Source organism: Pseudomonas sp. GW821-FHT09C08 (assembly GCF_059418125.1).
This window is the reverse complement of record NZ_JBWKPG010000001.1, coordinates 910,005-926,694: the sequence shown is the minus strand read 5'-3', so window position 1 is coordinate 926,694 and position 16,690 is coordinate 910,005. Positions and strand designations below refer to the sequence as shown.

7 protein-coding genes are annotated in these 16,690 nt (G+C 55.8%); 5 read left to right on the top strand and 2 right to left on the bottom strand.

All coding sequences use genetic code 11. The features are described 5' to 3' along the window. Nucleotides 1-198 precede the first annotated feature (198 nt). From AC07OJ_RS03660 to AC07OJ_RS03640, 5 genes are all read left to right on the top strand, one after another. Entirely contained in the window at nt 199-3,696 is a 3,498-nt protein-coding gene (locus AC07OJ_RS03660; RefSeq protein ID WP_120448644.1) for a response regulator, read from the top strand. Next, entirely contained in the window at nt 3,697-4,527 is an 831-nt protein-coding gene (locus tag AC07OJ_RS03655; RefSeq protein WP_371920652.1) for a CheR family methyltransferase, read from the top strand. Beyond that, nucleotides 4,524-5,129: a chemotaxis protein CheB gene (locus AC07OJ_RS03650; RefSeq protein WP_213553189.1), complete on the top strand. Its 606-nt coding sequence runs from the start codon at nt 4,524-4,526 to the stop codon at nt 5,127-5,129. The genes AC07OJ_RS03655 and AC07OJ_RS03650 overlap by 4 nt, the downstream gene beginning before the upstream one ends. After that, on the top strand, nt 5,123-6,316 hold the full coding sequence (locus AC07OJ_RS03645; RefSeq protein WP_065905381.1) for a hybrid sensor histidine kinase/response regulator: 1,194 nt from the start codon (nt 5,123-5,125) through the stop codon (nt 6,314-6,316). Before AC07OJ_RS03650 ends, AC07OJ_RS03645 begins: the two co-directional genes overlap by 7 nt. Before the next feature lie 78 nt (nt 6,317-6,394). Then, on the top strand, nt 6,395-6,772 hold the full coding sequence (locus AC07OJ_RS03640; protein WP_065905380.1) for a response regulator: 378 nt from the start codon (nt 6,395-6,397) through the stop codon (nt 6,770-6,772). Between the two features lie 99 nt (nt 6,773-6,871). On the opposite strand, the gene AC07OJ_RS03635 is transcribed toward AC07OJ_RS03640, so the two are convergent. Then, nucleotides 6,872-10,771 carry a hypothetical protein gene (locus tag AC07OJ_RS03635; RefSeq protein WP_495093964.1) on the bottom strand — a complete coding sequence of 1,300 codons (3,900 nt, stop codon included), beginning with the start codon at nt 10,769-10,771 and terminating at the stop codon, nt 6,872-6,874. 405 nt (nt 10,772-11,176) lie between these two features. Further along, the gene (locus AC07OJ_RS03630) at nt 11,177-16,603 is read right to left on the bottom strand and encodes an Mcf1 protease effector domain-containing protein (protein ID WP_495093963.1); all 5,427 of its coding nucleotides are present in this window, start codon (nt 16,601-16,603) and stop codon (nt 11,177-11,179) included. Nucleotides 16,604-16,690 lie beyond the last annotated feature (87 nt).

Below are 16,690 nucleotides of genomic sequence, written 5' to 3'. Positions count from 1 at the left end.
ACTGAGCAGTTCCGGTGGCACCGCCTGCAGAAATGTCATAAATGTTTTGGTTGGGCGGATGTAACAGACTTGGCGGGCGGCACAGGTCGTGGCGCAGGAATCTGTACGCTTAATCCTCAATACACATTAGAAACGTAGCCCTGTACCGCCACTTTGGGGCAAACTCCCGGTTTTTCCATACTTGGCCAAGGCATGCCCATGACTCCTGCGTCGTCCGTCGATGAAAAGAGCTTTCGTACACTGCTCAGCCGAAACGTGGCTTTGCCCCTGGGTGTGGGCGTGCTCAGTGCGGTGTTTTTCGTCTGTCTGATCACCTATTTGCTCTCGGTTATCCAGTGGGTGGAGCACACCGACCGGGTCATCAACAACCTCAACGAGTCGTCCAAGCTGACGGTGGACCTGGAAACCGGCTTGCGCGGCTTCCTGATCACCGGTGACGAGCATTTCCTCGACCCGTATGAAGTGGCCAAGCCGCGCATCATTGGTGATTTGCACAATTTGCAGGAGCTGGTGGCGGATAACCCTCAGCAAGTGGATCGGCTCAAGCGCCTGGAGGCGATGCAGGCCGAGTGGAACAAGTACGCCCAATCGATGATTGACCTGCAACGCCAGAGTGGCGATTACCGGGGGGCGGTGAAGTCCGGTCGCGGCAAGAGCCTGACCGACGCGATTCGCCAGGAATATGCAGATGCCGTGGAGATGGAGCAGCAGTTCCGCGTCACGCGCAATCAAGATGTCACCCGCACCACCGTGATCAGCGTGACCGCATACCTGGCTTTCGTGCTGGGCCTGAGTGGTTTTCTCGCCTATATCGGTCGTAAGAATTTACTTGCACTTTCAGACAGTTATAGCGCAAACCTCGCGTCACAACAGAAGATCGCGCGGCGCCTCGAACAACAAGCCTGGCTGCGTAACGGTCAGACCGAACTGGCCGAACAGGTGCTGGGCCAACTGACTCTGAACATGCTCGGGCGCAACATCCTGCAATTCTTCGCCCAGTACATGGGCTCGGCCGTCGCCGCGTTGTATGTGCGTGAGGAACACGGCGGCCTCAAGCGCGTGGCCACTTATGGCTTCTCCCGCGAGCAGGAACAGTTGGAACAGTCGATCTACAGCGACGAGGGCATCGTCGGCCAGGCTGCCCAGCTGGACCGCCTGATTCGCCTCGACGACGTGCCGGTGGATTACTTCAAAGTCAGCTCCGGCCTTGGCGATGGCCCGACCCGCAGTGTGCTGGTGGTGCCGACCAGCGACGACGACCGCGTCAATGGGGTGATCGAGCTGGGGTTCCTGCGCCCGCTGGAAGAGCGTGATGTAGAGCTGCTGGAGCTGATTGCCGGGAACATCGGCACATCCATCGAGGCCGCGCGTTATCGCCAGCGTCTGCAGGAAGTCCTCGCCGAAACCCAGCAGCTCAACGAAGAACTGCAGGTGCAGCAGGAAGAACTCAAGACCGCCAACGAGGAACTGGAAGAACAGTCGCGCATCCTCAAGGAGTCCCAGGCCCACCTGGAAACCCAGCAGGCGGAGCTGGAGCAGACCAACGAGCAGTTGGCCGAACAGACCCAGACCCTGGCCGAGCAGCGCGACGCCATGGACCGCAAGAACGTCGAGCTCAACCAGGCCCAGCTCGAGCTGGAAGACCGCGCCGAAGAACTGCAGCGCTCGAGCAAGTACAAGTCCGAATTCCTCGCCAATATGTCCCACGAGCTGCGCACACCGCTGAACAGCTCGCTGATCCTGGCCAAGTTGCTGGCGGAGAACCCGCAGGAAAACCTCAGCGCCGAACAGGTCAAGTTCGCCGAGTCGATCTATTCGGCCGGCAATGACCTGCTCAACCTGATCAACGACATCCTCGATATTTCCAAGGTCGAAGCCGGCAAGCTCGAAATGCGCCCGGAAAACTCCAGCGTGGCGCGCCTGGTCGACGGCCTGCGCGGCATGTTCGAACCGCTGGCTGCCGACCGCAAGCTGGGTTTCCAGGTGGAGGTCCAGGAAGGCACACCGGCGATGCTGTTCACCGACCGCCAGCGGCTGGAGCAGATCCTCAAGAACCTGCTGTCCAACGCGGTCAAGTTTACCGAGCAGGGCCAAGTGAGCCTGTCGGTGTACCGTGCGGCAGGCGAAGGCATTGCGTTCAGCGTGCGCGACTCCGGCATCGGCATTGCCCCGGACCAGCAGGAAAGCATCTTTGAGGCCTTCCGCCAGGCCGACGGCACCACCAACCGCCGTTATGGCGGCACCGGCCTGGGCCTGTCGATCTCGCGCGACCTGGCCAGCTTGCTCGGCGGCTATATCAGCGTGACCAGCGAGCCGGGCAAAGGCAGCGTGTTTACCCTGGTCTTGCCTGAGCAGTACGTCGAACGACAGGAAGACGCCCCGCCTATCGAGCAGCCGCGCCAGGTGGTGGCCGCCCCTGCGCCCAAGCCCATCGCGGTGTCGCCGCTGCCGGTGGCCGATGCGCAACAGATCCCGCGGTTTGCCGATGACCGCGACAAGGCACCGTTCACCACGCGCTGCATCCTGGTGGTGGAGGACGAGCCGAATTTCGCCCGTATTCTCTTCGACCTGGCCCATGAACTGGGTTACCACTGCCTGGTGGCCCACGGCGCCGACGAGGGCTACAGCCTGGCCGAGGAATACACTCCGGACGCGATCCTGTTGGACATGCGCCTGCCGGATCACTCCGGGCTGACCGTGTTGCAACGCCTCAAGGAGCACGCCAATACCCGCCACATCCCGGTGCATGTGATTTCCGTGGAAGACCGCGTCGAAGCCGCCATGCACATGGGCGCGATCGGTTATGCGGTGAAGCCCACCACCCGTGAGGAGCTCAAGGACGTGTTCGCGCGCCTGGAGGCCAAGCTGACCCAGAAGGTCAAGCGCGTGCTGCTGGTGGAAGATGATGACCTGCAGCGCGACAGCATTGCCCGCTTGATCGGCGACGATGACATTGAAATCACCGATGTTGGCTATGCCCAGGCCGCCCTCGACCTGCTGCGCACCAATATCTATGACTGCATGATCATCGACCTGAAGTTGCCGGACATGCTCGGCAACGAATTGCTCAAGCGCATGGCCACCGAGGATATCTGCTCGTTCCCGCCGGTGATTGTCTACACCGGGCGCAACCTGACCCGCGATGAAGAAACCGAACTGCGCAAGTATTCGCGCTCGATCATCATCAAGGGCGCGCGCTCGCCGGAGCGCCTGCTGGATGAAGTCACACTCTTTCTGCACAAAGTCGAATCCCAGCTGTCCCATGATCGCCAGAAGATGCTCAAGACCGCCCGCAGTCGCGACAAAGTCTTTGAGGGGCGCAAGATCCTGCTGGTGGACGACGATGTGCGCAACATCTTCGCCCTGACCAGCGCCCTGGAGCACAAAGGCGCCGTGGTGGTGATCGGGCGTAACGGCCGCGAGGCCATCGACAAACTCAACGAAGTCGAGGACATCGACCTGGTGCTGATGGACGTGATGATGCCGGAAATGGACGGTTACGAGGCCACTGCCCTGATCCGCCAGGACCCGCGCTGGAAGAAGCTGCCGATCATTGCCGTGACGGCCAAGGCCATGAAGGACGATCAGGAACGCTGCCTGGCGGCGGGTTCCAACGATTACCTGGCCAAGCCGATTGATCTGGACCGCCTGTTCTCGCTGATTCGCGTATGGCTACCGAAGATGGAACGCATTTAAGTGGAGCGAAGTTTTTTGGAGAAGAGCAGCGATATTGAGCTGCGCCTGTTGATCGAGGCGATTTACCTCAAGTACAGCTACGACTTTCGCGACTACTCCGGTGCGTCAGTCAAACGCCGCGTGGCGCACGCCTTGCGCCAGTTTGATTGTGCGACCATTTCGGCGCTGCAGGAGCGGGTGCTGCACGACCCGGCAGCGTTCATGCAACTGCTGCAGTTCCTGACGATTCCGGTGAGCGAGATGTTTCGCGATCCGTCGCACTTCCTGGCAATCCGTCAGGAAGTGGTACCGCTGCTGAAGACCTACCCGTCGATCAAGATCTGGATCGCCGGCTGCAGCACGGGGGAGGAGGTGTACTCCATGGCCATCCTGCTGCGCGAAGAGGGCTTGCTGGAGCGCACGATCATCTACGCGACGGACATCAACCCGGCGTCCCTGGACAAGGCCAAGCAGGGCATCTTTTCCCTGGAGAATGTGCGGGCCTACACCGCCAACTATCAGCAGGCCGGTGGCCAACGTTCATTTGCCGACTACTACACCGCAGCTTACGATTACGCGATCTTCGACAAGTCGCTGCGTGAGAACGTGACATTCGCCGATCACAGTCTGGCGACCGACAGCGTCTTCTCAGAAACACAATTAATTTCATGTCGTAACGTATTGATTTATTTCAATAAAAAATTGCAGGATCGAGCATTCGGATTGTTTCATGAGTCGCTGTGCCATCGCGGCTTCCTGGTGCTGGGCAGCAAGGAAACCCTGGATTTCTCCGCCTTCGGCAAACAATTCGAACCCTTGGTCAAACAGGAACGGATCTACCGAAAACTATGACTCAAGCGACTGCCAACCCGCCATTGGTCGCGGGTATAGAGGCTATCGTCATCGGTGCATCCGCCGGTGGTGTCGAGGCGTTGCTGAAGGTTTTTGCCGAACTGCCCAGAGGGTTCGGGTTGCCGATCATCACGGTGTTGCACCTGCCCGATGAGCGCCGCAGCCAGTTGGCCGAAGTGTTTGCCCGCCGCCTGGCCATGCCGGTGGTGGAAGCGCGCGACAAGGAAGTGATCCAGCCTGGCACCCTGTATTTTGCTGGCCCCGGCTATCACCTGTCGGTGGAGCACGATCGCAGCCTGTCGTTGAGCCAGGAAGAGCGCGTGCACCATTCGCGACCCGCGATCGATTTCCTGTTCGAGTCCGCCGCCGATACCTACGGCCCGGGCCTGCTCGCCATACTGTTGACCGGCGCCAATCAGGACGGCGCGCGTGGCCTGGCCCACGTCAAGCAACAGCGTGGAACTACCGTGGTGCAAGAACCCACTGAAGCACGTGTTGCCATCATGCCCCGTGCAGCCCTGGCGCTGCATACACCTGACCACATTCTTACGCTGAGCCACATCGGCTCACTGTTGGCTTCCCTGGAATATTCCCCATGTTAAGTACTGTCCAGGCCAAACTGCTGATCGTTGACGATCTGCCGGAGAACCTGCTGGCCCTCGAAGCGCTGATCAAGCGCGAGGATCGCCAGGTCTTCAAGGCATTGAGCGCCGATGAAGCCTTGTCCCTGTTGCTGGAGCACGAATTCGCCATGGCGATTCTCGACGTGCAGATGCCCGGCATGAATGGTTTCGAGCTGGCCGAGCTGATGCGCGGTACCGAAAAAACCAAGAACATCCCGATTGTGTTCGTCAGTGCCGCCGGCCGCGAACTCAATTACGCCTTCAAAGGCTACGAAAGCGGCGCCGTGGACTTCCTGCACAAGCCGCTGGATATCCATGCGGTGAAGAGCAAGGTCAATGTGTTCGTCGACCTGTATCGCCAGACCAAGGCAGTCAAGCAGCAACTCGAAGCCCTGGAGCGCGCGCGTCGTGAGCAGGAACTGTTGCTCACGCGCCTGCAGGCTACCCAGGCCGAACTGGAGCAGGCGGTACGCATGCGCGATGACTTCATGTCGATCGTCGCCCATGAAGTGCGTACGCCGCTCAACGGCCTGATCCTTGAAACCCAACTGCGCAAGATGCACCTGGCGCGGGACAATGCGGCCGCGTTTACCCTGGACAAGATGCACGCCATGGTTGACCGCGATGAACGGCAGATCCAGAGCCTGATCCGCCTGATTGAAGACATGCTCGACGTGTCGCGCATCCGCACCGGTAAATTGTCGATTCGCCCGGGGCGTTTTGACCTCGCGCAACTGGTGCGCAACCTGGTCGAGAACTTCGCGCCGCAAGTGGCGGCGGCGGACTCGTCCATGCACCTGGTGGCGGAAGAACCGGTGGAAGGCAACTGGGACGAGTTCCGCATCGAGCAGGTGGTCACCAACCTGCTGACCAACGCCCTGCGCTACGGGGCCAAGAGCCCGGTGGATGTGCGCGTATACCGCGAGCACGGCGAAGCGCGGGTAGAGGTGCGCGACCGTGGCATCGGTATCAGCCAAGAGAACCAGAAGCGTATTTTCCAGCAGTTCGAGCGGGTTTCCGCCAGCCAGGTGGCGGCGGGCCTGGGCCTCGGGTTGTTTATTTCAGAGCAGATCGTTGCAGCCCATGGTGGCACCATCGAGGTCGAGAGCCAGATAGGCGAGGGCGCCTTGTTTCGGGTGTGCCTGCCCCTTGAGCCATCGGTATGAAATCAATCGTCACCCCGACGCAACCTCTGCGTGACCCCATGGTCGTAATTGCAGCAATTGACCGGACAAAGGCTTCCCATGAGTGAAGATGCACAAGATGTCGTACTGATCGTCGAGGACGACGAATCCATTATGTTTGTGCTGGGTGAGTACCTGGCAGGCCTGGGCTATCGGGTGTTGAAGGCAATTGACGGGGAGCAGGCGTTCCAGATCCTGGCGACCAAGCCGCACCTGGACCTGATGGTCACCGACTACCGCCTGCCGGGCGGAATTTCCGGCGTGCAGATCGCTGAACCGGCGGTCAAGCTGCGCCCGGAATTGAAAGTCATCTTTATCAGCGGCTACCCGCAGGAAATTCTCGACTGCAACAGCCCGATCACGCGCAATGCACCGATCCTGGCCAAGCCGTTCGATCTGGATACGTTGCAGGAGCATATCCAGCGCTTGTTGGCTTGACTCTATTCGCTGTTTTTACATGTTTTTGAATCCCAGTTACGCGTCGTCCGCGCACCACGGACGACGCGTAGCTGTTTGCGTGCACACCGATGTAACGCGCTAGCCGGCAGTATTCCATGGTTTTTTGCCGTAGAACGCGGGGCGATAGTTGATCACTTGTTTTACCTGTTTGTTGCCAGATAGTCCGTCGCTGACGATGTCGACTCGCTTGTGTTCATTATCGACTTTTAGGATTCTGTCGACTTTTCCTTCGAAGTCTCTTTTGAGTTTCTCTTCCGCGATGGTTAAAAGAGCGTTCTCATCGAGCTTTGGATTTTTGATTTTAGCGATGTGCAGATTAGTTTTAAATGGTATCTCGAAATCATTGATGTTGACCGTGACGGTGCCTTCGAAGGCTGCCACAGGCTTGCCGGTCAGCTCACCAAACTTGGCAGCAAAAGAATGGGTACCGGCCTCGCCAGAAAAACAGGTAACAAATCGTACGCTGTCGTATTTCTTCGGGTCGATACCGTGTTTCCCAAGTAGTTTGAGAAATTGTGCTGGCGTGTAAGAGTGCTCGGCGAAGTCTGATACAGTCGAGCCAAGATTGAATAATTTTTTTAGCGGGTTTCTTTCCCAACCATGCGCAACAATCGTCAATCGGGACGTGCCTTGAACGTCGTTTACAAAAGTGAATATTTCTTTGTCAATCGCTTTTATGTCCCTCATCGCGCCGCCCATATCCACGACGTTGTCAACTGCCAGTTGCCTTCCGAGTAAAGAATAGCGGTCATTCGCGCCGCCGGGGTTCATGCTGAAGCCCTCGAGCGGTCGCCCATAAACCTTATCCGCCTTGGCCGAGTAGCGGTAAACTTTTCCGGTACGGGTGTCCACTTTGGCAAGTGTCTTGTACTGGCTCACCCCATTGGGCCCCTTCACCGTCAGTTCGGCGACATCCGCTCTCGTCGCCAAATGCAGCAAGTCCGAGTTGCGAATGGCACCACTCAAGGATTTTGCCCCCTTGCCAGCCAGCTTGGCACCTCCAATCGCCAAGTCACCCAGCCCGTCGAGCGGGTTAAGGGCGCCAATGGCCCCTCGGCCGACTATTTTGCCCACATGCAGCGTTTTGCCCAGCAATGAGGCGCCGACTTGCAGGGCTTTGGCGCTCTTTGCCGCAGCACCTATCCCCGCCATGAATCCAAATATGTCCAGCGACAGATCAAGAATACCCTCGCCAATTTTCCCTTCCTGAAAGTTGATAATTGCCGATCGCAGCGGAATCAGGTTGAGCATGAACTCTCGAAACTTCTTGTAGAAGGGCACTTCGGTATCAAAGGTCGTCAGTCCCTGCGCTTCTTTTTCAAAAGTTTCGATATCCGAGTTGGTTATAAATGCATCCGCTATGTAGGACGTCCGCTCACTGCTGTAGCTGTTGGGAACCACGGGAGCGTCGTGTTTTTCATCGGTTAAGCCTGGAGGGTACGGACGTGACGAAACGGGTTTTACTTCTACGAAATTTGTGCCTGGGTGGGTGTGATCGAGTGGAAACTTGCCAGGCTGGAAATCTCCAAGGTCAGTACGTTCGAGGATTCGATCATTCTTTAGGTCCACCTCATAGGTGCGAGGCGCCTTCCCGGTTCGTTCAATTTTGAACAGCAAGTTATTATCGGTATTTCTCTTTGGTATCGGCCCCATTGAGTAGGGTGTGTAGGTTATGCTGTCCTCTCGGACAATAGTGATTTTGCCTTCCTCAAAATCTTTGCGAATGGCCAACGGCTGTTTAGATATCAAGCTTTTGAATTGAACGCCGAGGCTTTTCTTGATTGCCGTACTGTAGTCTCGAAACGTTGCTTTGAAACTACCCGACACATCAGGCAGTTCTTTTAAGACGGCAAGCACGCTGCGGGTATCAATATCAGCGGATGAAGAAACTAATGCAGCGACGACGTCACCGTTATTATGACGAATGTTATCGCTGACGTTGTTTCGTACAATCGGCGCATCCTGCACACTTCTGCCGTCGAGATACAGGTCCATGATCGAGTAAGGCCCTGGGAAATCGGGCACGTCAGGTTCGAAGCTAATGCATTTTTTATCAAACAGCGCCGGATCCATGTCAGGCAACGCGTTCTTCAACGCTGCCAATGCGATGTCCCTTGCGATCGGCATCGGAGTACGTTGCGCCTGGGAAGCAGCGCTCAGTTCTTGAATCTGGCGATTGAAAGCGTTACGCACGGTCTGCATCTGTGTGTCGTTCTGGGGGTATCCCAGGCCATTGGCCAGCGCCCAATCCTTGAGGGCATTTTCCTGGGCAACATATTCAATCTGACGCTCCTCGGCAGAGACCGGTGCAATGGATGCGTGGAGCATGACCTGCGCATAGTTCATGGTTGCAGTCGAACCGGGTGCGCTGGCTTCAAGCCGATCTACGGCCGTGACAAAGCTCACCCAACTGTGAGTGCCATAGATCAGCTTGTCAGGGATGTCCTTGACCAGAAACTCAGGCGCCCGGGTCGATAGCAGCAGGTGTACTTGAATCTTCGCCTTCTCGGGCGACGAGGCTCTGCCCAAGGTTGTGACAATTTCCTTGATTATTTCTGCGGCGTTCTTACCGTAATTGTACGAGGTTGCCAGCATGCACCCGCCAAGGTTGGCTTTTGGTGACACGCCCGGTGGGCTTCTGCGAAAGCTCTCATCAATGCTCAAGGCTGCCAGCAACCAATCTTCGGCACTGCCTTTGATCGCCATCGTTTCGAACTCGGCCATGATCGCTTCGCCCAATGCCTGGCCTTTCGGAGACTGGATCACCCGGTCGATCACCCGTTGCGGGTCCTGCAACTCGGCGGGCTCAAAGTTCATGCCCTGCATCAAATATTCCAGCACGTTGTTGAAACGGCTCACATCTGGGTCTGTCCTGAGGTACGTCAGCAGTTGCTGCTGGCCGTTGCGATCAAGCGGATCCGGCCAAGTGAGTGCGCCCCCATAGTTTCCATAAGGTGAGCTTTTGGGGTCTGGAGCGAGCAGGGCACTCACAAGGTTTTCCACCTGCAGTCCAGTGGTTGGGATATCCCAGCCATTGGTTTGCAGGTACTGCTTAAGGCTGATCTCACCTGATGTGCCAGCAAGCGTTTTCGCATAGGTGCTGTCGGGATCGACCGGGATTGTATTCTTCTCCAGATGCTCACCGATCAACGACGGTGGCAGGTCTCCGGTTTCCAGAAAGGTAACCATCTGCATGAAACCCTGGGCTGCGTGTCGCTGCGTATTGTGGTTAGCCAGTACCGTCCTCTGCCTGTCGAGGCTTTCTTCGCTGCGGGTTTCATGAAGACTGGAAAATTGCTCCAGGGGCAGTTCGTGGAAGGCCTTGTCCCGCTCCAGCTCTGCGACCCGCTGTGGCACTTCACCGGGCAGCGTTGCACGCTCCCGATAGAAACGCCCCACGAGCCATAATGGCGCGCTGTTGCTATTTTCCGACAAGGGCGGCTTGAATTTCGAAAACCCATAATTCGCGGCAATGACTTTGCCGGCCTGCATGACCGGACCGCTCACCTCTGCCCAGCGCTTGTCGTCTTGCCCACGGCTCTGCAGTACAGGATTGGAGGAAATGTGATGCTGAACCTTGTAGGAAATTTGGCCTGTTTCAGGAGATATCTGAACCGTGCGCGTATCGATCCCCACAGATCTCATCCAGTCGCCCACATCCGGGGACTGCATGGCGCGCCCCAGTTGTGCCCACCACTGGCCAAAGGTGGAATGTGGTGGAATGTTTTCCAGCATAAGCTCGCTGTCCCGGCTGGCGATACCGGTGATTTGTGGCAGTGTGCCGGCATAAAGCGCCGCCAGTTGAGTGTCGCCAGTGGCGCGAGAGGTATTCGAAAACGGGGAGGGTGTCGGGGTATCGCTTTCGGGGCCGATGCCAATGCCAATGCCCGTAGTCGGCTGATCAACGGGAACCTGGGGCAAGGTGGAATTCTGGGTAGATGTGGGAGGTGTCTGGGCTGCGAAGTTTGGCATCATCATCGGTGTGGTTCATCCAGGTCTTATTCAGAGGGTACCAGGGGCACATTTCATACCCTCAGGTACAAACCTTCGTACCCAAACTGTGATGAGTAATTCCACGCTTCGCCTGGCTAATGATTGCAGGCTATGTTCGTGATGGGCAGTGACCCTGCGAACGCAATCAGGACCGAATCATCTCCCTCACCTTACGGATGTATAGGCAGCATCAACGCGTTTTTCCGGCACGGTTGCCTGGCAATCGTTGGCTCAGTAGGCTCGGTACCTACCGGCGGGGCAGAGGATCAGGCTGCTGGAGCCAGTCTCAGCCCCGCCGGCCAAAGGCGCGGGAATACGTGAATGCAATCCTGCATTGTTGGCTTGATGGAGGAGCGGCGTCGAAAGCTCGACGCCGCTGATTTCATAGGTTCAAGGTGCCAATTTTTTCACATTGGCATTAAGTGTGCTGGCGGGTGTGTAGGCAAATTGCCAACCCGGGTTGCCCCGGAGCCCATCGAGGTAGTCCTGCAGGCCTTTGCTTTTGCCATTGCTAAGGGGGAACACTGCCATCCCGCCGCTATATTCCGGCGGATTGCCATTTCTGATCATCGCCACTTCCAGGTCCGGGCTATTGATACTGAAAAGAAACAACTCATCGTTTTTTGTTTTTTGAATGTAGACGGTATGCCCGAATTCTCCGCCTTGGTTGGTATGCTTGAAATTAATCAGCCCAGACTCTGTGATGTCTTCGGCATTGAAGGTCGCCTTCAGACTGTCTTGTTTGATGTCCATCAAGTCCAGATAGCGTCGTGAGTAATTAGTACCCTCACCATTTGTACTTGCTATGACCGCGGTAAATACTTCGGGCGAAAGGGTTTTTTCAGATTGACCGATGAGCACGGAAGACTCGTAACAGATTCGCTGTTGATTGTTTGGCGCCTGATAGAGGATTTCCCAATTCTTCCGCAATTCTGCGTGAGAGAGGGGCGTAGTGCCGGAAAGCGCTAGGGGGTTTTCATACAGTTTTTTGACATCTGCGCTGAACACACTGTTTTTTTGCTGCCAGGCATCGTCATGGTCAAAAACCTTGAAGGTCAGCTTGTTGGGGTCGGTGTCGTGGGTTTTATATTGCGGTTTCAGCTTTTTATCGCGGGTCAGTTTTTCAAGCCCCTTTTGCATGGCCTCTGCACTGCTGAAGTCGGCGAGACCAAAATTAGGATCGTAGAAGTAATAGGATCTGCTGCCATCCTGGATTTTTACTCCTGCCGCCATGGCGTGCCCCGGCGAGTCGATCATCACTGACTTTGAAACAGTAGCGTCTGCCAATTCCTTGACCATGTCATTGACTGAGAGCTCCCGTACAGGCTGTCCTGCGTGAAAAGCACTGCGGGCACCCACTTGATTTTGCATCTTGCTCAGTTTGCCAATGAATTCTCGTGAGGCTGGATCCGTTGGAAAGGCCGCTGCGCTAAACATGTTTTTAATCAGTTGCCCTTCCTTTCCTTGCTCCATTGCGGTGGCCATCACGCGTGAAAGCGCAGCGCATTGCCCATCAGACAGTTGCGCGGTCTTGGAAAAGTAAACGACCTGCGGCATCGGGTGCACGTTGCCAAAACGTGGTTCGATGACGTCGATAAACTTCGCTGAACCATTGCGCCCCAGTTCGTAGGCGACGTCGTCGTACTTTTTGACCAGCATCCCAACCTGCCTTGCTGTGAGGTCTCTGTTACCCGCCAATTTCATGATATCGGGGGCTTTCATATTATTTGAGAAGCCCTTGATCGTTTGTGGGTTTCCAGAATAATACCCGCTCTCAAACGCCTCTTTTTCCGGCCCTTCGCGATGTGTCCTGACCGTTCTTTTCCAGTTATTGACAACGGCCTCATCGACTTTCTTGACGGTGCCATCGGCCGTCGTCCATTTCCCCAAGTCTTCCGTATTGAGTCGAGCAGAGGGCAGGAAGTCCCTCACCGCAGGGCCGTAGGCTTGGCCGGTTACCGTGTTGTAGCGATGCCATTTGCCATTTTGCAGGACAACGGGACCTTCCACTAACTCAGCGTTCACTTTGAAGGTGCCCAGAGACGATGCATCAAAGCGTTTGGCGGCGAGTAACAAGTCATAACTCCCAGCGGAGTTCGTGAGGGTGTTCAAACGGTGAGACACCGCGTTGAAACTGATCACGTTCGAGGATTGACTCCCCGACAACAAATCCCCAGGCAGAGCAGCTCTTTTAGGGTGGTTGGCTAAAGAGGGAAGCAGTCGTCGGGTGATTTCATCTTTGATTTGCCCGCCGGTTAAATGTGCGGTGTTGGTAGGGACACTTCTTGAAATTTCGTTGATAGCGTCCGGCGACAGATTCGCATGCAGAGGTCCTTGGAAGGCCTTGACTTCACGCTTGATCAATCCCCCGAATTGCTGCCGGAAAGAATCGACGCTGCCACTGGCAGGGTCGCACATTAACAGCCGCACGTTATTAAAACTTTCTGGATTTATATTGGAAGCCTTGAGCGTCGCCAACAGTTCAGCGGGTGTATTGTTCTTCCCGTTGTAATATATTTTCATCGGCTCATCGAGCAACAGGTCTGCGGCATTTGGGTCAAAGCCATGCGCGCAGACGTTAAGTCGCTCAACGCCTTTGTATTCATCTACATAAGTAAAAATACCCGTCCCCGGCGAATTAAAATCCTTAATGTTTCGCCCAAAATTTATACTGTTGTCTTTGGCCAAACTCCTTTCCAGATGGTTTTCATTAACTCCTCGCGCAGCACTGTTGGAATACCTCGCCGTTTCAGGTGTAAAGTTATCAAGGGGCTTACCGTAGACCCTGTTCTTGATAACATCGTAAGGCAACCATTTGCCCGCAGCGTCATTGTATTTGGCCGCGACGCTGACAGGCTCGGTACTGCCCGCTACCTTGTAAGTTCCCATTGCAATATCGTGTCGGTTAGACAATTTCACCAAATCGACGTTATCCGTAATGCTCATCACCTTACCGAAACGCTGAGCCCCGATGACAGTGAGTTTTTGTCCGCCTTTTCCCACCAGGCGAACCAAGTCATCCAGGCCACCTACCGGGTTTGCTGCGGCAAGAATGCCTGCGCCGGCCATTTTGGCAATGCTCAAGGATTTGAGCGCCCCGCTGGTACCTATTTTGCCGATATTGCTGGCGACCTTCCCCGCAGGGATCACGAAACTCAAGCCATCCATGACAAACAGCATGGCGGCCTGTGCAGCGTCCCCGTCAATAGCTGCTTCGATGGCGTTCTTGAACGGAATCAAGCCCAGCAGGAACTCTCGTCCGGCGATGTGTTGTCGGGTGGTTTCCTCCAAGGCGCTTTCCCCGTGGGCAGCATTCTTGAATGTTTCATAGTCAGGTGTGAAATGTTGGCTGGCCGCCAGTTCAGCAAGGTATTCGGACTTCCCACCGAAATAAGACATCGGCATGGCGTTGACCGAACTGTCCTGAGGGGGCGGCACCCATTCTTTTTCTGGCGTTATGCGATGCAGCTGTATTTGCGAGGTGGTCGACTCGCCCCGAGGCGGTTTACCGGTTTTGTAGGCATTCCAATCAAGGCGGTGAGTTTTATTTATTTCAGTATTCACCAGCGGTTTCACACCGCCGAGTTCCAATTGACGGGGAAGATCCGTGCGTTTACGAATCAGCATGCTATTGGGGAAAACCTCGTAATGGCAGACATTGCCCTCGTGCTCAGAGCGAATTAACAATCCACCTAATCCTTTCGCAACGATTTCATCCGCCGAGGGGATGAGGTGTGAAGCATAGCCGGTGATGGCCGGGCGTAAGTAATATAATTCCTGCTTACCAAACTCAAGATGCTTACGGTCCTCCTCGGGCAACTTCGAAAACATATTCTTCAGCAGGTTTTTATGGCTGACTTTCAAATCATGGTGGTAGGCATCGAATCTCGTTTTGAAAGTGAAGTTCGGGTCCGTCAAGCCTTTGCTGGTAAGGTCATTAGCCGACAGGCTTGAATCGATAGACCTCCAGCGCCCAGGACGCAACTCGTTTGACATATAAACATCGACCGGCGAGAAATAACGATTGTCGCCGTATTGCTCGTTGGCCGATTGCAGGTAGTTCCTTTCTAGCGGTAGCGTCTCGCCAAACACATCCTTTAACTTTTCCAGCGCTATGTCACGGCGAGTCGGCATGGGCGTCATGAGGTGCTGGGAGACTTTCGACAACTCTTCAACTTGCTGATTAAAATGTGTCTGGCACAGCTTTAAATCCTCCAGTGAGGGAGTATCGCCCGCTTGATTGCCGATGACGCTATTGAGCTTCCCCCAGAGCATCAGCGATTCATTGGTAAACACGTTCCTGAGCGCTTGCTCATCACTGCTGAGCGGTGTCAGGTTGGCGCGCTCCATAATCTGAGTGAAGTTCATTTGAGCACTGGCCCCAGGCGCCTGTGCCTCAATGAACTTGACCGCAGCCCTCAAGTGCATCCACGAATTGGAGCCATAGGTAACGCTACTGGGGATGTCCTTGACCAATAGCTCCGGGGCGGCACGGGATAGCAGCAGATGCGTTCCAATGGGGGCTAGCCGTGCCGACGTTTTGCCGGTGGCGACCAAGTGGTCCGACAGTGTTTGCTTTACGCCCGCCAAGGGTTGACCGTAGAGGCGGTCGGCCGATAGATCGAACCCCGCCGTATGATGCTGTTTAGGCGCAAATACAGATTCGTTGTCCAGGGTGGTCATGATCGCGGTCAAGGCCCAATCCTGGAAGGTCTCCTCCGTTACTGCGGCGCCCATTTTTTCTTGAAGCGCCTTGCCCAACTCAAGCGCCTTGGGAGAGCCGAGAACATCCTCAATGACTCTGCGGGGGTTACGCAGGTCGTAAGTCTCAAGCGGCATCCTCTTCATGAGGTAATCCAGTGCGCCCTTCTTTCTGACAGCCGGGTTTTCCCCGTCCAGGCCAGAAAGTTTCAAGTTGTAGAGGACATGGCTGTAAACGTGTGTCTGCGACTCCAGATCCAACGGTGGGGACCAGGATAATCCGCCGCCGAAGTCTCCATGGGGAGGCTCTTGCAGTGGCGGTATATCCAGGACTTCAATCAGATTGTTCAGTTCAACGCGGCTTTTGGGTAGCTGCCATCCATTGCCCGAGATAAAGGCTTCAAGGCTGACAGTGTCGTTGACTTGCTCCTCTTGGTTAAGGCTGTAGCTGGACAGGGGATGAACCTGCAGCAATGTGTCTTTCAAATACCTGGCGATTTGCGCTGGGTCATCGTTGGGGAGGGCGCGCAGCTTGGCCCCCAGGACGTGTTTATCCTGGGCATCTCCCAGCGCTGTCTGCTCATGCGCCAAGGCTTCATCAGAGCGCTCATGAGCCCGCTTGGCCAGATCAGCCGGCGGTATCGGCTCAAATATTTTTGTCCGCTCCAGTTTCGTGGCGCGCTCTGCCAAGGTACCCATCGACCAAGGCCGCCTGGGCTCGCCATAGAACTTGCCGATTGTCTCCAAGGGGGCGGATGAACCGGAGGTGGGCGCTGTAATCGCTGTCTTTCCAAGCCCCAATACGCCCGCAGCTTTCATGACAGGCGCCATGAAAACAGGCCACGACTTATCCTGCTCGGGGCCCCATAAGGATTTGCGTTCGCCATGAATGTAGCAGGAGATCTGGTCGAAACCCGGATAAATCTCGATGGGTTTCGATAGATCGATATGTTTGCTTTTGGCCCACTCGGTAAACGGTGGGCTCTTGATCGCGTCATGAAGATGCGACCACCATTTGCCGAACGACGAATCATTAGGAATATTATCTAACGACTCCTGCAGGATCCCGTTTTTAATGCCATCGCGCAGGGCGTTGGCATAGAGTCCGGCGAGCACACTATCTGCTTCAACGTATCCGCCACGATTCGAACTTTCAGGCGTTGTCTCTAACGGCCTACTCCTGCGCTCGGGTGTCGAACTGTT

Excerpts from the sequence above, each read along its gene's own strand:
- AC07OJ_RS03660 (WP_120448644.1), top strand. The coding sequence starts at position 199 with ATGACTCCTGCGTCGTCCGTCGATGAAAAGAGCTTTCGTACACTGCTC.
- AC07OJ_RS03635 (WP_495093964.1), bottom strand. The coding sequence starts at position 10,771 with ATGATGATGCCAAACTTCGCAGCCCAGACACCTCCCACATCTACCCAG.
- AC07OJ_RS03640 (WP_065905380.1), top strand. The coding sequence starts at position 6,395 with ATGAGTGAAGATGCACAAGATGTCGTACTGATCGTCGAGGACGACGAA.
- AC07OJ_RS03645 (WP_065905381.1), top strand. The coding sequence starts at position 5,123 with ATGTTAAGTACTGTCCAGGCCAAACTGCTGATCGTTGACGATCTGCCG.
- AC07OJ_RS03650 (WP_213553189.1), top strand. The coding sequence starts at position 4,524 with ATGACTCAAGCGACTGCCAACCCGCCATTGGTCGCGGGTATAGAGGCT.